The following is a 21,619-nucleotide window of genomic DNA, read 5'->3' on the forward strand; positions in this document are numbered from 1 at the left end:
ATATCTCGCTGATGACCGCCGACCTGCACATCCACGCCGCCCCGCCCGAAGGTGCTGCCGCCGACTGGACCATCCCACAAAATTGGGATGCGTTCACGCGCGAAGAGCACGCCGTTTGGGATACGCTGTTCGAGCGGCAGGCAAAGCTGCTGCCCGGCCGCGCGTCCACGGCGTTCCTGCGCGGCCTCGACGCGCTTCGCCTCTCCGACGGCGGCATCCCCAATTTCGACGACCTGTCGGAGCGACTGATGAAGCTGACCGGGTGGCAGGTGGTCGCCGTCCCCGGCCTCGTCCCCGACGACGTGTTCTTCGAGCATATGGCCAATCGCCGCTTCGTATCGGGCAACTTCATTCGCCGCGCGGACCAGCTCGACTATCTTCAGGAGCCCGACGTTTTCCACGACGTGTTCGGCCACGTGCCGATGCTCGCGGACCCGGTGTTCGCCGACTATCTCGCCGCTTATGGCCGCGGCGGGCTGCGCGCGCTCGAGCTCGGCGCGCTGCCGCAGCTGGCGCGACTCTACTGGTACACGGTCGAGTTCGGGTTGGTCGAGGAGGACGAGGGGCTGCGCATCTTCGGTGCAGGGATCGTATCGTCATCCGCCGAGAGCGTATTCGCGCTCGACGATCCGAGCCCGCATCGGATCGGCTTCGACCTCGAACGGGTGATGCGCACCGAGTACCGGATCGACGATTTCCAGCAGAACTACTTCGTGGTGCCGAGCTTCGACGAACTGCTGCGCGTAACGGTCGAAACCGACTTCGCCCCGCTCTACGAACGCATCCTGCCTCGGCCCTCGATCCCGGTCGCGCAGCTGGTCGAGGGCGATCGCGTGATCCACCGCGGCACCCAGGCTTATGCAGCGGCGCGCGAGCCCGCCTGATCGAGCGGGGCCGCGCGTAGCGTCAGGATCGCGCGCGCGCCGAGCCCTGGCCCGTCGCTCTCGAGCGTCAGCGATCCACCCATCGCGTTGACCGCATTCGCGCACCAGTGAAGGCCGAGCCCGCCGGCCTTGTCCGTGCGGGTCGAAAAGCCGCGCTGGAACAGCCGACCGGCCCGCGCCTCGTCAAACCCCTCGCCATTGTCGGCGATCGTCAGCTTCAGCCGATCGCCGTGCGCGTCGATGGTCACGCCGATCCGTCCCGCCCGTCCCGTCGCCGCGATGGCCTCGACCGCGTTGGCGAGCAGATTGCCGACCACCTGGCTCAGCACCACGCGACTGGCGATTGCCCAGCCCATATCCTCGGGCAGGTCGAGCGTTACCGGCAGCGCGCCCGCGAACCGGGCGATCGCCGCATTGGCCGCGACGATCTCGCCAAGGTCACAGGGGGCGAGGTGCGGACGCGCCTGCGCGTCGGCCTGTTGCCGGCCGATGATCGCGAGCGCGTGGCGCATCGAGTCGCGCGCGACCTCCAGTCGCTCGACCCGCTCGGTCCGTGCGGCCTGCTCCTGTTCGAATGCCGCCGCCACAAAGGCCGTCAGCTTGCGTCGCCGCGCCGCCGGCACCGCATCGTCGGCCAGCTCCGACAGCGCGCGCGCAATCAGCTCGAGCTCGACGGGCGGCGGCTGCGCCAGCCCCTGCGACAGGATCGTGCTGACCGGCGTCAGCGCGTTGCGTACATTGTGAATCATCGCCACCGCGCTCTCGGACTGGCCGAGGCGATAGGACTGGGCCTTCAACTGCTCGCTGAGGTCCGCCAGCTGTGCGATCATCGCGTTGAAACTGGCTGTCACGCCGCCGATTTCGTCACCGCGCGGCTCTGTCGGCAGCGCTGCCAGCGTGCCGGTCGCGCGTACCGCCTGCATCTGCGCCTCGAGCCGGCCGAGCGGCCCGAGTACCAGCGCGGTGATCGACCGGCGCAGCACCGCCAGCACGATGAGGAGCAGCAGGGTCGACCCGCCCACCGCCAGCATCAGCATCCGCTGACCCAGTTTCGAAAGGTCACGTGGCATCGAAAGGCGCAGCGATCCGGCAGTCCCCCCGTCGCTATCGGTGAGCGGTATCGCCACGCGTATAAGACTGCCGTCGCGCACCGCATCTGCACCCGCGAGCCCGGCCACGATCTCGACCGGGAATCCGATCCTCTCCATGAGCATCGGCTCGTCGATAAAGCGGACCGCGACCGATCCTTCGGCACGCGCCACGATGGCCAGCCGACCATCGCCCACGACATAGGCCAGCCGCGCGGTTCCCGCCGGCAGCCAGGCGGGCAGGCGACGCGCGCCCGCCGGGTAAATCGCATCGACGCCGGTTGCCGCCGACCGACCACGGGCCCTCGCCGCGGCCGCCACGGTGCGCTCGCCGATCTCCGCCAGCGTCGCCGCCACGCGGTCCCGCTGTGCCGCCGCCGCCTCGATCTCCAGACGGTCGAAGCCCGGCGTAATGACGATCGCCAGCAGCAGCGTGATCGCCACCGATCCGAGCAGGCCAACGCCGGTCAGGATCGCGACGAGTTGCGCGCCGAGCGAGCGGTCGATCCACCCCCGCGCGGAACGTGCTACCCCCGATATGCCGCGCGCGATGCGCGCGGGCATCACCCGTGCGTCCCGCTTCCGCGCGGCGCGTCGGCGATCACCGCGCTGGTCGCGACGTGTCCCGCCTCGGCAATCTCGAATGTGCGATCGGCCTCGAGCGGTCGGGCGAGGTGGAAGCCTTGCAGGTGGCTGCATCCAGCGATGCGCAGCGACTGGACCTGTGCCTCGGTCTCGACCCCCTCGGCAACCACCTCGAGACCGAGCGCGCGGCCCAGATGGATGATCGAATGGACGATCGCCGCCGATTCGCGCTCGCGGCCCATGCTGTCGATGAAACTTCGGTCGATCTTGAGACAGTCGAGCGCGAACTTGCGGATATTGTACAGGCTCGAATAACCGGTGCCGAAATCGTCAAGGGCAATGCGGAAGCCCATCTGGCGCAGGCGATAGAGCGTCTCCGCTGCACGCTCGGCATCGTCGAAGATCGCCGTCTCGGTGATCTCGATCTGGAGGCGTGAAGGGGCGATGCCCGCGCGATCAACCCGCTCGACGATGTGGCCGACGAAATTGGGTCGGCGGAACTGGCGCGGGCTGAAATTGACCGAGACATACTGCCCCGGCCAGTGCTCCAGCGTCTTGAGCGCCTCGCCCAGCACCCAATCGCCCAGCTCATGGATCAGGTTCGATTCCTCGGCGATCGGGATGAACATCGCCGGGCTGATCGTGCCGTACTCGCCGCTGTCCCAGCGCATCAGCGCCTCAAATGCGACAACCTCCAGCGTGTCGTGCGAGACGATCGGCTGATAGACGAGGCGAAGCTCGCCCTGTTCGATCGCCCTGGACAGGCCGCTCTCGATCAGGCGCCGGAAGCGGACCGATTCGTCCATCCGCTCGTCGAACAGGCGCACGCCTCCGCGCGCATTCTTCTTGGCATCGTTGAGTGCCAGATCGGCCCGGCGCATAACATCCGTCGGATCGGCATCGGCGCCGGGCTCGATCACGACCAGGCCGGCCGAGGCGCTTCCCTGCAGCGTATGGCCGAAGATGCGAAAATTGGCGGCACAGGCGTGGATCATGCGCTCGGCTTCCATCACCGCGGCTTCGACGCCGGGGGTGGGAAACAGCAGTGCAAACTCGTCGCCGCCAAGACGCGCAACCATGCCGCCCTCGGGCACTTGCGCCGACAGGATGTCGCAGATCGACCGGAGCATCTCGTCGCCCGCCAGATGGCCGAGCGTGTCGTTGACCAGCTTGAAGCGGTCGAGATCGAGCATCACCATCGCGAAGCATTCGTCCGCCCGCACCCAGCCCGACAGCGAGCGGATGAAGGCCAGACGGTTGGGCGCATCGGTCAGCGGATCGTGGTTGGCGAGGTGCAGTGCCTTCATCTCGTTGACGGCCAGCTCGCGCGTCTGCTCCTCGAGGAGCTCGACCTTCTCGGCGAGCTGGGCGCGCACCGCCGCCAATTCCCGATCGACCTGCCAGCGCCGGGCGAGCGCAGTGGCGGTCTGCACCACCTCCTCGACCTCAAACGGCTTGGCGATGTAGGAAAGCTTGTCGACCGGCCCCGCGACGCGACCGATCTCGATCGGAGCATAGTCCGAGAAGCCGGTGACGACGACGAGGTTGATGTCGGGATCGATCGCGCGGATGCGGCGCGCGGTCTCGCGCCCGTCAATTCCGGGCGGCATGCATATGTCGACAAAGGCGACGGCGAAGCGATTCTCGCCTGCCGCGGCGACCAGATCGACCGCTTCCTGCCCCTGATGCGCATGCACCAGTTCGAAGTGCGGCGCATCCGCCACGGGCGCCGCGGTACCGAACAGCTCGTCGGCCATCGCCCGCAAAGCGGCCTCGCCGTGCGCATTTGGCGACAGGCAATGGCGATAGCTGTCGTGCATTGCCGCTTCGTCATCGACAATCAGAATGCGCACCTGTCCCGCTCCCCCGCGATCGGCCTTTCGACGGAGTAAGCGGACAGGGTTAACGGACGCCTACTTCGCGGGCGTCTGAGCGAACAATTTACGCAGGAACATCGTCTCGACTTCGCGGCGAAGGTCGTTGTTGCCCTTTTTCTGGAAACCGTGGCCCTCGTCGCTGAACAGGACGTACCAGGTCTCGACGCCCTGCCCGCGCAGCTTGGCGACCACCTGGTCGCTCTCGAACTGCGGCACGCGCGGGTCCTGCGCCCCCTGCATCACCAGCATCGGCTTGGTGATCTTCGGCAGGTTGGCCATCGGCGCGATCCGCGCGAATACCTTCGCCATCTCGGGATCGCGCTCGTCACCATATTCGGCGCGGCGATTGTCGCGGCGATAGGCCTCGGTCCGTTCGAGGAACGTGCGGAAGTCGCTGATGCCATAGCGTTCGACCCCGCCGACCAGCCGGTCGCTGTAATGGGTCATCACGGCAAGGCTCATATAGCCGCCATAGGACTGGCCATAGACCGCGACCTTGCCCGCATCGAGGTTCGGCTGCGCTTTCACCCAGTCGAGCAGCGCGCCGATGTCCTTGACCGAATCCTCGCGCTTCTCGGCATTGTCGAGGTTGAGGTAGCGCTTGCCATAGCCGTCGGAGCCGCGGACGTTGGGCAGGATCACCGTCGCACCGAGCACATCCGCGAAATACTGCGCGCCGTAGTTCCAGCTCGGCCGCGTCTGCGCCTCCGGCCCGCCATGGATGTCGATGATGACCGGCGTGCGCGTGCCCGCGGGCACGCCCGTGGGCCGGTAGACGAAGGCCGGGACCGACAGGCCATCGAACGACTTGAAGCGGATGAGGCTCGGCTCGGCGAGCTTCGCGGGATCGAGGTCGCCGAGTTCGCTGTTGGTCCAGCGGGTGAGCTGACCGCCGGCCACGGCATCATAGGTCCAGACGTCGCCTGCCGAGGTCGCCGTCGACAGCCCGATCGCGAGACGCCGATTGTCGGGCGCGAACTTCAGCGCCGACAGCACGCCCTTGGGCAGGGTCGGCTGCGGCAGCGCGCGGCGCGTGACGCGATCCTGCACCACCACGCGGCTGAACCCGTCCTCGTTGATCGCATAGGCAAGGATGCGGCCGTCACCCGACAGGTCGTAGCTCTCCACATCCCACTTCAATCCCGGCGTCAGCACCCGCTCGGCACCCGTCGCCAGGTCGATCTCGACCAGCCGGCGCACGTCGCTGTCGCGGTCGGAAATGGCGATCAGGCTCTTGCCGCCCGGCAGGAAGCGCGGATCCTCGTAGCGGGCGGCAGGCGCGGTTGGCGCGATCCGGCTCGCCTGCCCGCTCGCAAGGTCGAGTACGAAAATCTGGCTTTCGCGGTTCGAGATAGACCGCAGGAAGACGAGCTTCGACTTGTCCTCGCTAAGGTCGGCGGGCGCGACGGCCCCATCGGCCTTGTAGAGCTCGCGCCGCGTGCCCGGCTGCCGGGGATCGGCCGAGAGGATCGTGTAGGTCGCCGCACCCTTGGTTGCACGCGCCCAGACGGCGAGGCTGCCGTCCTTTGCAAGGACAAGCGAGCCATTGCGCGTGCCGGGCTCCGTCAGCAGGGCCTCGGGGCCGCTCAGCCCCTTCACAGCCAGCTGGAACCACTCGTCGCCGTCGGTGTCGCGCGTCAGGATGAAGCGGTTGCCCTGTCCGGGCAGTGCGTCGGCGCCCGCGACCGGGCTAGCATAGAAGGTGATCTGGCGCCGGTCAGCGCCGGGCGCCGCGACGTGGTGCAGCTGTGCAGTCGCGCCGAAACGGGTGGCGATCAGCATCGTCCCGTCGGGCAGCCAGTCCTGGAATTCGGCCGAGCGGCTGTTCTGATAGCGCTGCACGGCCGCGCGCACGTCGGCCGGGATCTCGGGCACGTTCTGGAGCGTCGCGGTGCCGACCTGCCGGGTCGAGGCGGCCGCCGGGGCGGCTGGCTGCTGCTGCGCCGCCACCGGCGCGGCGAGGATCGTGGCAGCAAGGAACAACGGCTTCAGACGCGGCATCGGCGATCCTTCAGGCTATCGGGAACACCGACTTGTAGTGCTCGGAACGACGCCGCCGCAAGCGGTTGCGCGCGTTACTGCCGCTGCGCGCCCTCTCCCTCGACCGAGGCGACGATCAGGTCGAGCACCTTGGCGATCAGCAGCTCCATTGCGGCATGCGCCGCGCCGCCGTCGCGGGCGAGGATCGCATCGGCGACCGCGGCGTGGTCGGCGATGCTGGCTGTGCGCCCCGCCAGCCGGTTGGTGAAGCGAATCGAGGTGCGCAGCGCCGTCGCCACGACGTCGCGAAACTGCGCGAAGAAGGGATTGTTCGATGCGCGCAGCACCGCGACGTGAAAAGCGATGTCGGCCTCGAGCGCATCGTCGTCGCCAATCTCGGCCGAGCGCATCCGGTCAAGCCCGGCAGTGATCGCGGCCATCTGTTCTTCGGTCGCGTGACGCGCGGCCAGCGCCGCCGCGGCGGGCTCGACGGCGATGCGCAACTCGCTGAACCGCCGCAGCAGCGTCAGGCTCGACCGCCGCTCGAGCAGCCAGCGCAGCACGTCGGTATCGAACAGGTTCCACGCCTCTTCGGGCCGGAGGAAAGTGCCCTGCTTGGGCCGTGCCGCCAGCAGTCCCTTGGCGGCCAGCATCTTCACCGCCTCGCGCGTGACCGACCGGCTGACGCCGTGGCGTTTGACGATGTCAGCCTCGATCGGGAACGGCTTGTCACGATATTCGCCGGTCACGATCGCGCGGCCGAGCACCTCGAGCAGCCCGAAGGTCAGGTTCCGGCCCAGCTCGCCGCGGACCAGCGGATCGTCGGCCATCTTTACGCACCCCTGCTCTCTTTTCCCGGCGAAAGACTGTTGCAGATCAGTGTGAGATCGACAAGAACGATTGATATTATAAAAAACCGCCGAGGAACTGTCTGCGATGGTACGTCCGAAATCGGAACGCAGCCGATGAGCGACTTCATCGCCGTTGATTGGGGAACGACCAATCGCCGCGCTTGGCGCGTCGAGGATGGGCGCGTCGCAGACATGATGCATGACGGTCACGGCATCCTTGCGGTGCCGGCGGGTGGCTTCGTCGAAGCGGCAGCGGCCGTCCGCGCGCGGCTGGGCTCTCTGCCGATGCTGATGGCCGGGATGGTGGGCTCGAACCGCGGCTGGGCCGATGCCGGCTATGTCCCGTGCCCGGCGACGCTCGATGCGCTGGCGGCCGGGCTTCGTCAGGTCGCCGACGACGCCTGGATCGTGCCCGGCGTCTCGACCGCCGAGGGCAGCCGCGGCGACGTCATGCGCGGCGAGGAGGTTCAGCTGCTCGGTGCCGTCGCCGCTGGGCTCGCCCCCGCCGACGCGCTGATGTGCCAGCCGGGCACCCACTGCAAATGGGCACGGATCGAGCGCGGCGCGCTCGTCTCCTTCGCGACGGCGATGACCGGCGAGCTGTTCGCGCTGCTGCGCGACCATGCGCTGATCGGTGCGACGATGAAAGGCACGGTCATCGACGGCCCGGCCTTTCGCGAGGGCGTGGCCCGAAGCGGCGAAGGCGACCTCACCGCTGCGCTGTTCGGGGTGCGCGCCGCGAGCGTGCTGGGCCTGCGTGACGATGCCGATGCCGCCGCCTATGTCAGCGGCCTGCTGATCGGCAGCGATTGCCGGGCACAGGTCCGCGTCGGCGAGACCGTCCACCTGCTCGCCGACCCCGCGCTCGGCGCGCTCTATACCGCCGCGATCGAGGCGCTGGGCGCGCGTGCGATCCTCGTCGACAGCCACGCCGCGTTCCTCGCGGGCATCATCCGCATCCGGGAGCTTCAAGCATGACCGACTTCGCCGCCGCCTTCGCCGCCATGCCGCTCGTCGCGATCCTGCGCGGGGTCGAGCCGCACGAAGTCGTCGCGATCGGCGACGCGCTGGTCGAGGCGGGGTTCACCCTGATCGAGGTACCGCTGAACTCGCCCGATCCCTTTGCGAGTATCGAGGCGCTGGCGCGCGCGCATGGCGACCGGGCGATGATCGGCGCGGGTACGGTGCTGACGCCCGGGGATGTCGGCCGCGTCGCCGATGCGGGCGGGCGGATGGTGGTCTCCCCCAACACCGACGTTAGCGTCATCGCCGAGACCGCGCGGCGCGGCATGGCGTCGCTTCCCGGCTATTTCACGCCCTCCGAGGCGTTCGCCGCGCTTCAGGCGGGCGCGACCGCGCTCAAACTGTTCCCTGCCGAGGCCGCGACGCCGACCGTGCTCAAGGCGCAGCGTGCGGTCCTGCCGAAGCAGGTGCCCGTGCTGGCGGTCGGGGGGATCGGCCCGGACACGATGGCGCCATGGCGGGCGGCGGGGGCAGACGGTTTTGGCCTCGGCTCCGCCCTCTACAAGCGCGGCGCCACCGCAGCTGAGGTCGGGGTTGCGGCACGCGCCTTCGTCAAAGCCTGGCACGAGGGATGATGCACGCGATACTGGCGCTTGCGGCAGCCACGCTGGTCGCCGCCTCGGACGCGCGGACGCTCACCAACCCCATCCTCCCCTCGGGCGCCGATCCGTGGATCGTCGAGGCGGACGGCATCTTTTACTTCATGGCGACGCGCGGCGACCGGCTGGCGATCCGCGCGACCCGCGACCTCGCACGGCTCGCGGACGCGCCCGAGCACGTCGTCTGGCGCGCGCCCGCAAGCGGCCCCAACAGCGCGTCGATCTGGGCGCCCGAACTGCACCGCATCGGGCGAAGCTGGTTCCTCTACTACACCGCCAGCGACAAGGCGGCCGACGACGACGCACATCGCGGCATCTGGGTGCTCGAGAACCGCTCGGCCGATCCGCTGAAGGGCAAGTGGATCGACCGCGGCCGCATCAACACCGCCCGGCCCGGCATCGACGGCACCACCTTGACCGCCGGCGGCCGGCGCTATTTCGCCTATTCGCCCTATGTCGGCCCCGACAGTGTCATCGCCATCGTACGCATGACCGATCCCTGGAAGCTCGCGGGCGAGGAAGCGATCATCGCCCGGCCCGACCGGGCGTGGGAGCGGCAGGGCGGCCGCCAGATCCTTGAGGGGCCGGCGTTCCTGCGCGGTCCTGACGGCGGGCTCCACCTCGCCTATTCGGGCAGCGCCTGCTGGTCCGACGACTACGCGCTCGGCCTGCTCAGCGCCGCGCCCGGCAGCGATCCGATGCGCCCGGCAAGCTGGCAAAAGGCGCGGACGCCGGTGCTCGCCAAGTCACCCTCCACGAACATCTGGGCGCCGGGCCACAACGGCTTCTTCACCGCGGGCGGGCGCAGCTGGATCGTCTATCACGCCAACAACCGGGCGGGGCTCGGTTGCGGCAAGGACCGCGCGCCCCATGTCCAGCAAGTGACGTGGGCGCGGGACGGTCAGCCGATCTTCCCTCGCCCCGCCGCCGGCCCTGCGCCCGCCCCCTGACGCGATCAGCGCCGCCGCCGCGCCGGCTGCACCATCGCGATCGGCGCTGCCGGCACCACTCCCTTGGGCGCCGCGGCCAGCCGCTTGATGAGATCGACCTCGGCCTGCCGGTATGGGGTGCCGTCGGCGCGGAACACTTCGTGGAACCAGATCGTCGGCTCAGCCATCACATAGGGCTTCTGCCAGCTGTCCCAGGGGAAGCGCGTCTGTGTCTTCCCGTCGACAAAGCCCCAGTTCATCATCGCCACATTGTACCGCTTGGCGATCGGCAGCGACCCGTCGAAGGTCGATCCGTTGCCGCGCGCCATATACTCTGTGCACAGGATCGGGCGGTTGTAGGGCAATAGCTGGCGGATGCGCCGCTCGAACGTCTCGGGCCAGTTATAGTCGTGGAAGGTGATGACGTCGGACTGCGAGAGCTGGAGCTTCTCCATCGGCGATCCCTTGCCGCCCGGCGTCCAATCCTCGCCGATCCACACGCCCGAGGTCACCGGCTGGCTGGGGTCGGCGTCGCGCGCCCATTCGAACACCTGCGCCAGAAGCGCGCGGACTAGGGGCTCCTTGCCCTCCTGCCCCTTGTACTGGTCGGCCCCGTTGTCGGGCTCGTTCCACAGGTCCCAGCCGAGCACGCGCTGATCGTTCGCAAACGCGCCGATCACGCCCTGCACATAGGCCTTGTACGCCGGATAGCGCCGCTTGTCGCGCAGCCCAGCCATGCCCGGCCCCTGCACCCAGCCCGAATTGTGGACGCCGGGAATCGGCGGATGCTGCGGCCCGAGCTTCGGGTTCGGGTCCCAGCAACTGTCGAACAGCACGAACAGCGGCTTGATCCTGTGCCGCGCGGCGATCGTCAGGAACTCGTCGATCCGGCGCTTGAAGCCCTCGGCATCCTGTTCCCAGAGCTGATCGTGCAGGAACACGCGCATCGTGTTCATGCCGATCCCCTCGGCGAGCGCCAGCTCGCGGTCGATCTCGGCCGGGTTCCAGGTATCGGCCTGCCACATCTCGAGCTGGTTGATCGCGCTCGCGGGCGCATAGTTGGCGCCGACCAGCCACGGCTGCCGGTCGTACCAAGCCTTGGCTTCGGCCTCGGTCCAGCGCTCGCGCGCCGCCGCCGGCGCGGCGAACAGGCTGATCGACGCCAGCAGACCCGCAACAATCGCCTTCATCTCACTCTCCCCATATTGCGCGACCGGCATCTGTCGTGCGCCGCGTTCGTCCGATGTTGCAGGCGGGATTACCGCCTCTGTCATCGACCCTAACGCGCCGCGAAACGCTTCCACAAGCTATCAAAATCGAATATATCAGATAAATGTGTATTGCAGCGGCCGTTCCGCAGCGATATGTCGGAGTTATCCACGCGGCAGACGTGGATGGGCCACACGGGGAGAGACAATGAACGCCAAAACATTTCTTCTGGGATCGGCTTCGCTGCTGATCGCCATCGGCACCGCGGCACCGGCGCTGGCCCAGAGCGGCGCGCAGGAAACGCCCAAGCCCGAAACCGCCTCCGACCAGACCGCTAACCCCGCCACGCCCGGCCCCTCGACGCAGGAAGGCGCGGCAGAGGATGGCGAGATCGTCGTCACCGGCCTTCGCCGCAGCCTCGAATCGGCGCAGGCGGTGAAGCGCAATTCCGACGGCATCGTCGATGCGATCGTCGCCGAGGATATCGGTAAACTACCTGATACCTTCGCCTCCGCAGCGCTCGCGCGCGTGACCGGCGTGCAGGTGACGCGCGGTGGTGGCGAGGCGGCGGGCGTGCAGGTCCGCGGCCTGCCCGACATCAGCACAACCTATAACGGACGCGAGATCTTCACCGCCGAGGGTCGCTTCGTCCAGATCCAGGACTTCCCCGCCGGCACCGTGGCCGCGCTCGAGGTCTACAAGTCCGGCACCGCCAACCTGATCGAGGGTGGCATCGGCGGCCAGATCAACGTGCGCGGCCGCCGCCCCTTCGACTTCAACGGGTTCGAGCTCTCGGGCTCGCTCAACGGCGTATCGTGGGAACAGTCGGGCGAGCTGTCGTGGAACGGCAATCTGCTCGTCAGCAATCGTTGGGATACCGGCATCGGCGAGATGGGCCTGCTCGTCAACGCGAGCTATGTCGGCATCAACTTCCTCGACGCGACGCGCGAGCAGTCGCTGGTGATCGGCACCACGAGCGAGGCGAACGCGCCCGGCAACGCCAATGTCCGCTTCCCCGACGCGCAGGGCCTGTTCTACGGCTATGGCGACCGCTTCCGCCCCTCGGCCAACGCCGCCTTCCAGTGGAAGCCGACGCCCGAGCTCGAAATCTATGTCGACGGACTGTTCCAGGGGTATCGCGGCAGCGACGAGAACCGGTTCCTGTTCTTCCCGATCTTCGGCGGCCCCGATTTCCAGCTCACCAACGTGACGACGCGCCCCGGCACCAACATCATGCAGAGCGCGACCGTGACGGGGGCCAACGCGCCCGACGGCTATTACGGGTCGGCCGAAGGCAAGACCGATACTTATCAGATCGGCGGCGGCCTAACCTGGAAGAAGGGTGGGCTCCAGTTGTCGGCGGACGTCGCCTATACCGACAGCAAATACACCTTCGACCTCGTGAACATCGACCATGCGTTCGCCAGCTCGCCGGTACGTGACGTGGTCTTCGAGGTGGAGGGCAACGATGGCGGGCCGAGCCTCAGCTTCCGCGATTTCGATGTCACCGATCCCAACAATTTCCTCAGCCGCGGCTTCTTTCAGGAAAACCTCGTCGTCACCGGCAAGGACATTCAGGCCCGCGCCGACGCCCAGTATGATTTCGACAGCGGCTTCATCAAGCGCATCCAGGCGGGCGTTCGCTTCAACGACCGCGACGCGACGCGCGACCGCGGCTCGGCCTATATCTTCAACCTGCCCGCGGGCATTCCGCTGACGGCGCTGCCGGTCTCGATCGAATCGACGCGGCCGGGCTTTGACTATAACCGCGCTTGGCCATTGCGTACCTTCGCGGCGATCCCGTCGGAGAGCATCCGCGATAACCTCGCGGAACTGCGCGCCTTCTACGGCGCGCCCGAAGGACAGCCCGCGTTTAACCCGACCGAGAACTTCGTCGCCAACGAAAAGTCCTACGCCGCCTATGCGCAGGTCAAATACGGCTTCGACATCAGCAGCAACATCACGCTCGACGGCCTCATCGGCCTGCGAGCGGTGAAGACCGAAACGACGATCTCGGGCTTCGTGCAGGACAATTCGGGCGCGACCCCGACCTTCTCGCCGATTACTGCGGAGAACGACTATACCGACTATCTGCCGAACGCGAGCGCCCGTTTCGGCATCGGCAGCGAGGTGCAACTGCGCCTCAACTATACCCAGACGCGGACCCGACCGAACTTCTTCGATCTCAACCCGACGCTCACGGTCGGCCCGCCCCCGACGATCGACCCGAACAATCCGCCCAACCCCAACGATCCGAACAGCAATCTTCGTTTCATTAGCGGCGGCAACCCCAATCTCCGCCCGCTGACGTCGGACAATTACGACATCAGCCTCGAATGGTATTTCTCACGCTCGGGGTCGCTCACCGGCGCGCTGTTCCGCCGCGACGCCAACGGCTTCATCAGTCGCATCCAGCTGGCGCCGGTGGATGTCGGCTACGGCCCCTCGCGCCTCGACCTTCCCGAGAATACCGGCCAGACCCGCTTCCAGGGGGCCGAGATCGGCTTCACGAGCTTCCTCGATTTCGAGGGGATTCCGGAATGGGCGCGGGGCTTCGGCATTCAGGCGAACGCGACCTACATCGACTCGAAGGGCGATCTCAGCTCGACGCTCGCCAGCGCGCCGAACATCGCGGGGCAGCAGGTTCGCTTCAACGGCGTGTCCGAATGGGCCGGCAACCTGGTCGGCCTTTACGAGAAGCCCTTCTTCTCGGCTCGTCTCGCCTATAACTACCGCTCGGACTTCGTGCAGTTCTATAGCCAGGAGGCGCTCGACGTCGGCCCCGACGGCAGCCCGCGCACCCGTGGCGTCGTGGAGAAGGGTCGCGGTCAGCTCGACTTCTCGACCACCGTCACGCCGGTGCCGAACGTCACCTTCGCATTCGATGTCGTCAACGTGCTCGGCAATCCGCTACGCCGGTATCGCGAGTTCAACGATGCGGGCGACGAATATGCCCGCCAGATCCTGTATCTGGAGCGGACCTATTCGGTCGGCGTGCGGTTCCGCTTCTGATGAAGCGCCTCGCCCTCCTCTCCCTCGTCCTGACCCTGGGGGCCGCCGCACCGGCGCCCCAGGGCAATCCCCAGTTCCAGGGCGCCGATCCGCACGCGCTGATGATCGGCGGGGAGTTGTGGGTGTTCCCCACCGGCGGGCCGGTGGGGGCGTGGGACGCCGACCGCTTCCACGCCTTCTCCTCACGCGATCTGAAGTCGTGGCGCGACCGCGGCCAGCTTCTCAACCGCAAGTCGATCAAGTGGGTGCGCGACGACGGCGCGCCCGAGCGTTTCCTGTGGGCGCCCGGCGTCGCCCGCGCGAACGGCAAATGGTATCTCTACTACTCGCTCGGCCCCAACACGCCGAAGTTCAGCCATATCGGCGTCGCCGTCGCAGACCGGCCCGAGGGACCCTACCGCGACAGCGGCAAGCCGCTGCTCACCGGGCGGCAGGGGTTCGAGGCGATCGACCCGATGGTCTACGTAGATCCGAAAACCGGTACGCCCTATTTCTACGCGGGCGGCAGCGCGGGATCGACGCTGCGCGTGTTCGAGCTCAATCGTGACATGGTCTCGATCAAGCGCGAGATCGCCGTGGCCAACCCGCCACAGTTCACCGAGGGCGCGTTCATGCACGAGCGGCGCGGCACCTATTACCTGTCCTACAGCCATGGCCGGTTCAACGGCGAGAGCTATTCGGTCCACTACGCCACCGGCCCCTCGCCCACCGGTCCGTTCACCTATCGCGGTGCGATCCTGAAAAGCGACGCGACACGCAAGGGACCGGGGCACCACAGCTTCGTCGTGACCCCAAAAGGCGAGACGCTGATCGTCTATCACCGCTGGGAAAATCCGCAGGGGCCAGAGCCGTACAAGGGCGAGCGCCAGATCGCGATCGACCGCGTGAACTACGCCCCCGACGGTAGTATTCGACCGATCCGCATGACCAACGGCAAGGCCGCGCCGACGCTGACGGCGGGGCGGTAAGGCATAAACGGGGCGGGCGCTTCTCCCCCAAAAAAGCCCGCCCAACCTCGACCGACCCGGCAGCTCCACGCTGCCGGGTCGCTTTCGTTCAGGCGAGCGGCCCATTGGCGACCGGCGGATCGAAGACCGGCACCCCTGCGGCGTCGTAGCGGATCGGCTGCACGCGCGTGTGGCGATTGGGGTCGAACAGCGGATCGCCCTCGATCTTCTCGTAGTCGCGCGCGTGGAAGACGAGCATGTCGCGCCCCCGCTCGTCGGTGGTGAAGCTGTTGTGGCCGGGACCATAGATGCGCCGCGCGGCCGAGGTCTGCATCACCGGCACCGGTGACTTGGACCAGACTGCCGGGTCCATGATGTCGGCATCGTCGCGCGCGGTCAGCATACCCAGGCAATAGCGCGCATCGGTTGCGCTAGCCGAATAGGTCATGAACAGCCGCCCATTGCGCGCCAGGACCGCGGGCGCCTCCGCCACCTTGAAGCCCCTGACTTCCCACGGCAGTTCGGGGACGGTGAGCCGTGCCGGCTTCGCCCCGAGCGTCAGCGGCGTGGCGAGGGGCGCAAGATATAGGTTGGAGTTGGTCTCGATCCCCGGCTCGCGCTGCGCCCAGGCCATGTAGCGCGTGCCGCGATGCGTGAAGACCGTCGAGTCGAGATTGAAGCTGTCCCACGGCGTCTGGAGCTGTCCCAGCACCGACCAGCTGCCCGTCATCGGATCGGGTCCGTCGCAGACGACGGCATAGGTGCGGATGCGGAACACGTCCTCGCCGCCGCCGCTCGGACCCGCGGCGAAGTACATGATCCAGCGATCGTCGATCCGGTGCAGCTCGGGCGCCCAGAGGAAGCCCGACATCGGCCCATTCGCCTCGTGCCGCCACAGCACCCGCTCGGTTGCCGTCGTCAAGCCCGCGATCGTCCGCGACCGCCGCAGCACCAGCCGGTCGTACTCGGGCACCGATCCGGTCATGTAGTACCAGCCGTCCTCGTGCCGAAAGACCTGCGCGTCGGCGCGGTTCTTCACCAGCGGATTGACGATGCGCGTGCCCGCCCGCCGCCGCTGCGCCAACGCGGGCAACGCCGCGCTCGTCGCCAGGCCGCCGATCAGCAACCGGCGTGAGATCTTCGTCGTCATGGCTTCTCTCCCCTCGCGGCGATCACCGGCCAGCCATCGGCGCCCCAGTCGAGCGTCGCGATGCGCAGCGTCGGCGCGCCTTTGTTTTCCTTGTCATAAGCGTGATAGACGAGCCGATCGACGCCGTCGGCCCCGCGGAAATGCCCCGCATGGCCCGGTCCGCGGAACCGCCCCTTCTCTTCGAGATCGGCGCGCAGCAGCACCGTGCCACCGCCCGCCAGCATCGAACTTCCATCCTTGCCCCGATAGGGGCCGGTGATCGACTTCGAGCGGCCGATGACGGTGTAATAGGTGCTCGCCGCCCCCTTGCAGCAATAGTCGTAGCTGGCGATCAGCCAGTACCAGCCGCCCCGCTCGAAGATGTACGGTGCCTCGATGATCGAGGGTGCGCCTTGCGGCACGGGGCGCCGGGCAAGTACCAGCGGCCTCGCGCCGGGCCTTAGCGGCTTGCCCGTGCGGCGGTCGAGCTCGACCAGCTTCAACCCGCTCCAGAAGCTGCCGAACGCCAGCCAGTGCCTGCCTTCTCGATCGGCGATGAAGGCTGGGTCGATCGCATTGAAATCGTCGGCCGGCCTGGACTCGAGCACCACCCCCTCATCGCGCCAGCCATAGCCCGGCGCCCGGGGGTCAAGCGTCGCGCTCATCGCCAGCCCGATCGCCGAGCGGTTCGACCCGAAGGTCGAGACCGAATAGTAGAGCCGGTACCGCCCGTTCACATAGCTGATATCGGGCGCCCAAAGGTTGCGCGCTCCAGGGATTGCCCGCACCGCCCAGTCGGGCAGCTTGGTGAAGGGCGGCGTTCCCGCCCGCCACTGGACCAGATCGTCCGACGTGCGCTCGGCGAGGACGCCCTGCCCATCCTTCCCGATGCCGGTCGAGAAGACGTGCCAGACCCCGCCCTCGCGGAGCAGGACCGGGTCGTGAACGGGACTCACGTCACCCTCTGGCACCTGCGCGCTGGCCGGGGCGGCGCCGACGAGCGTCAGCGCCAGCAGTACGGCACGAACCGATAATCGGGCAGACATCACGCTCTCCCGTCGCCACCTGTGACGACTTGTCATACTAAAGAGCGTTAACTGGGCCTGAGCAACAGTTATTTGTCGGAGTTATCGCTACCAAGCCACTCCTGACCTTTTGCGCGCTATTCGACCGTCACGCTCTTCGCCAGGTTGCGCGGCTGGTCGACGTCGGTGCCCTTCGCCACCGCCACGTGATAGGCGAGCAACTGCACGGGCACCGCATAGACGATCGGCGCGATCAGCGGGTGGACCTTGGGCATCGTGATGGTCGCCAGACACCCCTCGCCGGCCGCCTCGATCCCGTCATAGTCGGAGATCAGCACCACCTTGCCGCCGCGCGCCTGCACTTCCTGCATGTTCGAGACCGTCTTCTCGAACAGCGGGCCCGACGGCGCGATGACGATGACGGGGACGGCATCGTCGATCAGCGCGATCGGCCCGTGCTTCATCTCGCCCGCGGCATAACCTTCGGCATGGATATAGCTGATTTCCTTGAGCTTGAGCGCGCCCTCCAGCGCCAGCGGATAGTCGGTGCCGCGACCCAGATACAGCACGTCGCGAGCGCCCGCGATCAGCGGCGCCATCGCCTCGATTGCCTCGTCATAGGCAAGCGCGCCGTTGATCGCCGCGGGCGCCTCGGCGAGATGACGGACGAGCGCGCGCTCCTCTTCGGCCGAAAGGCGACCCTTGGCCTTGGCCAGATTGGCGGCAAGCGCAGCGAGTACCGACAGCTGGCAGGTGAACGCCTTGGTCGAAGCGACGCCGATCTCCGGTCCCGCATGGGTGGGGAGCAGCAGGTCGGCCTCTCGCGCCATCGTGCTGGTGGGCACGTTGACGACCGCGGCGATCGTCTGCCCCTCCGCCTTGGCATGGCGCAGCGCCGCGAGCGTGTCGGCAGTCTCGCCCGACTGGCTGATGACGATCATCAGCCCGCCCGGCTCCATTACCGGGGCGCGATAGCGGAACTCGGACGCCACATCGATGTCGACCGGTACGCGCGCGAACTGTTCGAACCAGTATTTGGCGACCATCCCTGCATAGTAGCTCGTCCCGCACGCGACGATCGTCACACGGCGGATGCCCGACAGGTCGAACTCGGGGATCGGCAGCACGATCTGCCCCTCGAGCCGCTGGAGGTACGAGCGAAGCGTCTGGGCGACGACGATCGGCTGCTCGAAGATCTCCTTCTGCATGAAATGCCGATGATTGCCTTTGTCGATCAGCGCGCCGGTGACGCCGCTGATCGTGACTGGCCGCTCGACCGGGTTGTTGTCGCGGTCATAGACCTGCGCGCCGTTGCGCTCGATGACGACCCAGTCGCCCTCGTCGAGATAGGCGATGCGCTGCGTCAGCGGCGCCAGCGCCAGCGCGTCGGAGCCGAGATACGTCTCGCCCTCGCCATAGCCGATGACCAGCGGCGACCCGAGCCGCGCGCCGATCAACAGGTCGGGATGATCCGCAAACAGGATCGCGAGCGCAAACGCCCCGTGCAGGCGCGGAAGCGCGGTTCGCACCGCCTCGACCGGATCGCCGGTCGCCTGCAACGCCTCGTCAATCAGGTGCGCGACGACCTCAGTATCGGTCTGGCTGCGGAAGGTGCGGCCGCGGGCCATAAGCTCGTCGCGCAGCGGCTTGAAGTTCTCGATGATGCCGTTGTGGACGACGGTGACCGACCCTGCGACGTGCGGGTGGGCATTGTCCTCGGTCGGGGCGCCGTGCGTCGCCCAGCGCGTATGGGCGATACCGACATGGCCCGGCAGCGGCTCCTCGTGCAGGCGCTTGCCGAGATTGGCGAGCTTGCCCTGGGCGCGTCGGCGCTCGATCGCGCCGCCGTGCAGCGTCGCGATGCCGGCCGAGTCATAGCCGCGATATTCGAGCCGCTTGAGCCCGTCGAACAGCCGATCGGCCACGTCGCTGGTGCCGAGAATGCCTACGATGCCGCACATGTTACTTCGCCGCCTTTCGCGCCTTCATCACCGAACGGAACCGGGCCGCCCACCCTTCGCGCACTTCCTGTCGTCCGCGCGCCAGTGCCAAGGAATCGGAAGGCACGTCGGCGGTCACTACCGAACCTGCCCCGACGATCGCGCCCGCGCCGATCGTCACCGGCGCGACCAGCGCGCTGTTCGAGCCGACGAATGCGCCCTCGCCGATCACGGTGCGGTACTTGAGATAGCCGTCGTAATTGCACGTGATGGTGCCCGCGCCGATATTCGCACCCGATCCCACCTCGGCATCGCCGATGTAGCTCAGGTGGTTCGCCTTGGCGCCTGCGCCGAGCACCGCCTTTTTCAGCTCGACGAAGTTGCCGACCTTGGCGCCTTCTCGAATGTCGGCACCGGGTCGCAGCCGCGCATAGGGGCCGATCTCAGCCCCGCTGGCGATCGAGCAGCCCTCGAGGTGCGAGAAGCCGTGGATGACCACGTCATCGGCCACCGATACACCCGGCCCGAACCAGACGTTCGGCTCTACCGTCACGTCGCGGCCGAGCACTGTGTCGTGCGAGAACCAGACCGTCTCCGGCGCGATCAGCGTTGCCCCGTCGGCCATCGCCCGTGCCCGCCGCGCCGCCTGCCACTTCGCCTCCAGCCGGGCGAGCTCGCCGCGGCTGTTGACGCCGTCGACCTCGTCCGCCGCAGTCTCGATCACCGCGGAGGCGCGGCCGTCCTGCCCCGCCAGCATCACGATGTCGGGCAGGTAATATTCGCCCGCCGCATTGTCGTTGCCGACGCGCGAGAGCAGCGCGAACAGATCCTCGGCCCGCACCGCCATCAGCCCCGAATTGCAGAGCGTCACCGCCCGCTCCTGAGCCGAGGCGTCCTTGAACTCGACCATCCGGTCGATCCGCCCGTCCGCATCGGCGATCACCCGGCCATAGGCACCGGGATCGTCGGGGCGGAAGCCGAGCACGACGCAGGCGGGCGCATCTGGCCCATGCAGCCGATCGAGCATCCGCCGCATCGTCTCCGGCCGGACCAGCGGCACGTCGCCATAGAGGATCAGCACGTCGCCCGCGAAGCCCGCCAGCGCCGCCTCCGCCTGTGCCACGGCATGTCCGGTGCCGAGCTGCTTGGCCTGCTGCGCGGTGTCGGCGCGGCCCGCGACCGCCGCCTCGACCTGCTCGCGCCGGTCGCCGACGACGACCACCTGCCGCTCGGCCCCGAGCACCTCGACGCTGTCCAGCAGATGAAGCAGCATCGGCTTGCCCGCGATCGGGTGCAGCACCTTGTGCAGCTCCGACTTCATCCGCGTGCCGCGCCCGGCGGCGAGCACGATCGCGGCGATCGGCCGCGCGGGTTTCGTTTGCTCGATCATTGCCGGCGCGGTGCCATGAAAGCCTTGCCATTTCCATAGCGGCGCGGGCATCGGCCCCGACATGACCGATTTTTCATTCGATATCGTTGGCTTCGACCTCGACGGCACGCTGTTCGACACCTCGGCCGACCTCACGCGCGCGGTCAATCACGCGCTCTCGCTCGCTGGCCGCCCACCGCTGCATGTCGAGACCGTCAAGCCAATGGTCGGCCGCGGCTCGCGCCACATGCTGGCCGAGGGACTGCGCGTCTCGGGCGGCTGCGACGAGGCGGCGCTGGCCGAACTGCTGCCCGAACTGCTCGCCTTCTACGAAGCGAACATCTCCGAAGGCACGGTGCCCTATCCGGGGATGCTCGACGCGCTCGACGCGTTGGCCGCGCGGGGCGTCCGGATCGGCATCGTCACCAACAAGCTCCATAGTCTCGCTGACAAGCTGGTCCGCGAACTCGGCCTGTCGCACCGGTTCGAGGTGCTGCTGGGCGGCGATTCACTCGGCCCCGGTCAGGCCAAGCCGAGCCCCGCGCTGATCCACGCGATGATCGAGCGGCTGGGCGGCGGACGTGCGGCGTTCGTCGGCGATTCGATCTACGACGTCGGCGCCGCTCACGCGGCGGGCATACCGGCGATCGCCGTGAGCTTCGGCTTCCTGATGCAGCCCGTCGACGAGCTCGGCGCCGACGCGATCATCCACCATTTCGACGAGTTGGTGCCCACCCTTGAGCGGCTCGGATGATCCGGCCGTTCGAGGCGGGCGACATGGCGGGCCTCGACGCGCTGTGGCGCACCTGCTTCCCCGACGACCCGCCCCGTAACGCCGCGCCCGTCTCGGTGCCCGAGAAGCTGCGCGTCGAACCCGGCTCGGTCCTCGTCGCCGAGGATGCGGGGCGGATCGTCGGCAGCATCATGCACGGCTATGATGGCCATCGCGGCTGGCTGTGGGGCGTCGCGGTCGCGCCTTCGCACCGCGGTCAGGGTCTCGGCGCCGCGCTGGTCCGCGCGGCGGAGGCGGCGCTGGCCGCGCGCGGCTGCCTCAAGGTCAACCTCCAGGTGCGCAAAGGCAATGCCGCGGTCACGGCCTTCTACGAACGCCTCGGCTACACGATCGAACCGCGGATCAGCATGGGGAAGCTGCTCTAACCCCAAGCACCTCC

16 protein-coding genes and 1 pseudogene are annotated in these 21,619 nt (G+C 67.8%); 8 read left to right on the forward strand and 9 right to left on the reverse strand.

Going from position 1 to position 21,619, the window contains the following annotated elements:
• Nucleotides 1–11 precede the first annotated feature (11 nt).
• The gene (gene phhA, locus COC42_RS01410; protein WP_096341507.1) at nucleotides 12–884 is read left to right on the forward strand and encodes a phenylalanine 4-monooxygenase; all 873 of its coding nucleotides are present in this window, start codon (nucleotides 12–14) and stop codon (nucleotides 882–884) included.
• Here phhA and COC42_RS01415 read toward each other — a convergent pair.
• From COC42_RS01415 to COC42_RS01430, 4 genes are all read right to left on the reverse strand, one after another.
• The gene (locus tag COC42_RS01415; RefSeq protein ID WP_096341508.1) at nucleotides 857–2,536 is read right to left on the reverse strand and encodes a sensor histidine kinase; all 1,680 of its coding nucleotides are present in this window, start codon (nucleotides 2,534–2,536) and stop codon (nucleotides 857–859) included. The genes phhA and COC42_RS01415 overlap by 28 nt on opposite strands.
• Nucleotides 2,536–4,410 (reverse strand): putative bifunctional diguanylate cyclase/phosphodiesterase, encoded by a 1,875-nt coding sequence (locus tag COC42_RS01420; RefSeq protein ID WP_245843761.1) that lies wholly within the window; start codon nucleotides 4,408–4,410, stop codon nucleotides 2,536–2,538. Before COC42_RS01420 ends, COC42_RS01415 begins: the two co-directional genes overlap by 1 nt.
• 60 nt (nucleotides 4,411–4,470) lie before the next feature.
• Complete coding sequence (locus tag COC42_RS01425) at nucleotides 4,471–6,435, reverse strand: S9 family peptidase (protein ID WP_096341509.1); 1,965 nt, start codon at nucleotides 6,433–6,435, stop codon at nucleotides 4,471–4,473.
• Nucleotides 6,436–6,509: 74 nt separating this feature from the next.
• The gene (locus COC42_RS01430) at nucleotides 6,510–7,244 is read right to left on the reverse strand and encodes a FadR/GntR family transcriptional regulator (protein WP_096341510.1); all 735 of its coding nucleotides are present in this window, start codon (nucleotides 7,242–7,244) and stop codon (nucleotides 6,510–6,512) included.
• A 135-nt stretch (nucleotides 7,245–7,379) separates the two neighbouring features.
• Between COC42_RS01430 and COC42_RS01435 the strand changes: the two genes are divergently transcribed.
• The 3 genes from COC42_RS01435 to COC42_RS01445 are packed head-to-tail and all read left to right on the forward strand — an operon-like array spanning nucleotide 7,380 to nucleotide 9,837.
• Nucleotides 7,380–8,243, forward strand: a complete 864-nt coding sequence (locus COC42_RS01435; protein WP_096341511.1) for a 2-dehydro-3-deoxygalactonokinase — start codon at nucleotides 7,380–7,382, stop codon at nucleotides 8,241–8,243.
• A complete protein-coding gene (locus tag COC42_RS01440) occupies nucleotides 8,240–8,863 on the forward strand; it encodes a 2-dehydro-3-deoxy-6-phosphogalactonate aldolase (protein WP_096341512.1) in 624 nt (207 codons plus the stop codon). Before COC42_RS01435 ends, COC42_RS01440 begins: the two co-directional genes overlap by 4 nt.
• Nucleotides 8,863–9,837, forward strand: a complete 975-nt coding sequence (locus tag COC42_RS01445) for a glycoside hydrolase family 43 protein (RefSeq protein WP_245843762.1) — start codon at nucleotides 8,863–8,865, stop codon at nucleotides 9,835–9,837. The genes COC42_RS01440 and COC42_RS01445 overlap by 1 nt, the downstream gene beginning before the upstream one ends.
• A gap of 5 nt (nucleotides 9,838–9,842) precedes the next feature.
• On the opposite strand, the gene COC42_RS01450 is transcribed toward COC42_RS01445, so the two are convergent.
• Nucleotides 9,843–11,006 (reverse strand): glycoside hydrolase 5 family protein, encoded by a 1,164-nt coding sequence (locus tag COC42_RS01450; protein WP_096343015.1) that lies wholly within the window; start codon nucleotides 11,004–11,006, stop codon nucleotides 9,843–9,845.
• 226 nt (nucleotides 11,007–11,232) lie between these two features.
• On the opposite strand from COC42_RS01450, the gene COC42_RS01455 reads away from it, so the two are divergent.
• Together COC42_RS01455 and COC42_RS01460 are read left to right on the forward strand one after the other, a co-directional pair.
• Complete coding sequence (locus COC42_RS01455; RefSeq protein ID WP_096341514.1) at nucleotides 11,233–14,037, forward strand: TonB-dependent receptor; 2,805 nt, start codon at nucleotides 11,233–11,235, stop codon at nucleotides 14,035–14,037.
• Entirely contained in the window at nucleotides 14,037–15,005 is a 969-nt protein-coding gene (locus tag COC42_RS01460) for a family 43 glycosylhydrolase (protein WP_096341515.1), read from the forward strand. The genes COC42_RS01455 and COC42_RS01460 overlap by 1 nt, the downstream gene beginning before the upstream one ends.
• A 94-nt stretch (nucleotides 15,006–15,099) precedes the next feature.
• On the opposite strand, the pseudogene COC42_RS01465 reads toward COC42_RS01460, so the two are convergent.
• From COC42_RS01465 to glmU, 4 genes and pseudogenes are all read right to left on the reverse strand, one after another.
• A pseudogene (locus COC42_RS01465) lies at nucleotides 15,100–16,134 on the reverse strand (glycoside hydrolase family 43 protein); the annotation flags it as partial.
• On the reverse strand, nucleotides 16,131–17,159 hold the full coding sequence (locus COC42_RS01470; protein WP_096341517.1) for an arabinan endo-1,5-alpha-L-arabinosidase: 1,029 nt from the start codon (nucleotides 17,157–17,159) through the stop codon (nucleotides 16,131–16,133). The gene COC42_RS01470 and the pseudogene COC42_RS01465, both read right to left, overlap by 4 nt.
• A gap of 116 nt (nucleotides 17,160–17,275) precedes the next feature.
• Nucleotides 17,276–19,099: a glutamine--fructose-6-phosphate transaminase (isomerizing) gene (glmS, locus tag COC42_RS01475; RefSeq protein WP_096341518.1), complete on the reverse strand. Its 1,824-nt coding sequence runs from the start codon at nucleotides 19,097–19,099 to the stop codon at nucleotides 17,276–17,278.
• 1 nt (nucleotide 19,100) lies between these two features.
• Nucleotides 19,101–20,468 (reverse strand): bifunctional UDP-N-acetylglucosamine diphosphorylase/glucosamine-1-phosphate N-acetyltransferase GlmU, encoded by a 1,368-nt coding sequence (glmU, locus tag COC42_RS01480; protein WP_096343016.1) that lies wholly within the window; start codon nucleotides 20,466–20,468, stop codon nucleotides 19,101–19,103.
• 61 nt (nucleotides 20,469–20,529) lie between these two features.
• Between glmU and COC42_RS01485 the strand changes: the two genes are divergently transcribed.
• Together COC42_RS01485 and COC42_RS01490 are read left to right on the forward strand one after the other, a co-directional pair.
• Nucleotides 20,530–21,201, forward strand: coding sequence for an HAD family hydrolase (locus tag COC42_RS01485; protein ID WP_096341519.1), 672 nt, complete (start codon nucleotides 20,530–20,532; stop codon nucleotides 21,199–21,201).
• Nucleotides 21,198–21,605 (forward strand): GNAT family acetyltransferase, encoded by a 408-nt coding sequence (locus COC42_RS01490; RefSeq protein WP_096341520.1) that lies wholly within the window; start codon nucleotides 21,198–21,200, stop codon nucleotides 21,603–21,605. Before COC42_RS01485 ends, COC42_RS01490 begins: the two co-directional genes overlap by 4 nt.
• Nucleotides 21,606–21,619: the final 14 nt, after the last annotated feature.

It is taken from the genome of Sphingomonas spermidinifaciens (assembly GCF_002351485.1).
GTDB lineage: Bacteria > Pseudomonadota > Alphaproteobacteria > Sphingomonadales > Sphingomonadaceae > Sphingomonas > Sphingomonas spermidinifaciens.

Coding starts and splice junctions, on each gene's coding strand:
- phhA (WP_096341507.1), top strand. CDS start 12: ATGACCGCCGACCTGCACATCCACGCCGCCCCGCCCGAAGGTGCTGCC.
- COC42_RS01415 (WP_096341508.1), bottom strand. CDS start 2,536: ATGCCCGCGCGCATCGCGCGCGGCATATCGGGGGTAGCACGTTCCGCG.
- COC42_RS01425 (WP_096341509.1), bottom strand. CDS start 6,435: ATGCCGCGTCTGAAGCCGTTGTTCCTTGCTGCCACGATCCTCGCCGCG.
- COC42_RS01430 (WP_096341510.1), bottom strand. CDS start 7,244: ATGGCCGACGATCCGCTGGTCCGCGGCGAGCTGGGCCGGAACCTGACC.
- COC42_RS01435 (WP_096341511.1), top strand. CDS start 7,380: ATGAGCGACTTCATCGCCGTTGATTGGGGAACGACCAATCGCCGCGCT.
- COC42_RS01440 (WP_096341512.1), top strand. CDS start 8,240: ATGACCGACTTCGCCGCCGCCTTCGCCGCCATGCCGCTCGTCGCGATC.
- COC42_RS01445 (WP_245843762.1), top strand. CDS start 8,863: ATGCACGCGATACTGGCGCTTGCGGCAGCCACGCTGGTCGCCGCCTCG.
- COC42_RS01450 (WP_096343015.1), bottom strand. CDS start 11,006: ATGAAGGCGATTGTTGCGGGTCTGCTGGCGTCGATCAGCCTGTTCGCC.
- COC42_RS01455 (WP_096341514.1), top strand. CDS start 11,233: ATGAACGCCAAAACATTTCTTCTGGGATCGGCTTCGCTGCTGATCGCC.
- COC42_RS01460 (WP_096341515.1), top strand. CDS start 14,037: ATGAAGCGCCTCGCCCTCCTCTCCCTCGTCCTGACCCTGGGGGCCGCC.
- COC42_RS01470 (WP_096341517.1), bottom strand. CDS start 17,159: ATGTCTGCCCGATTATCGGTTCGTGCCGTACTGCTGGCGCTGACGCTC.
- glmS (WP_096341518.1), bottom strand. CDS start 19,099: ATGTGCGGCATCGTAGGCATTCTCGGCACCAGCGACGTGGCCGATCGG.
- glmU (WP_096343016.1), bottom strand. CDS start 20,468: ATGATCGAGCAAACGAAACCCGCGCGGCCGATCGCCGCGATCGTGCTC.
- COC42_RS01485 (WP_096341519.1), top strand. CDS start 20,530: ATGACCGATTTTTCATTCGATATCGTTGGCTTCGACCTCGACGGCACG.
- COC42_RS01490 (WP_096341520.1), top strand. CDS start 21,198: ATGATCCGGCCGTTCGAGGCGGGCGACATGGCGGGCCTCGACGCGCTG.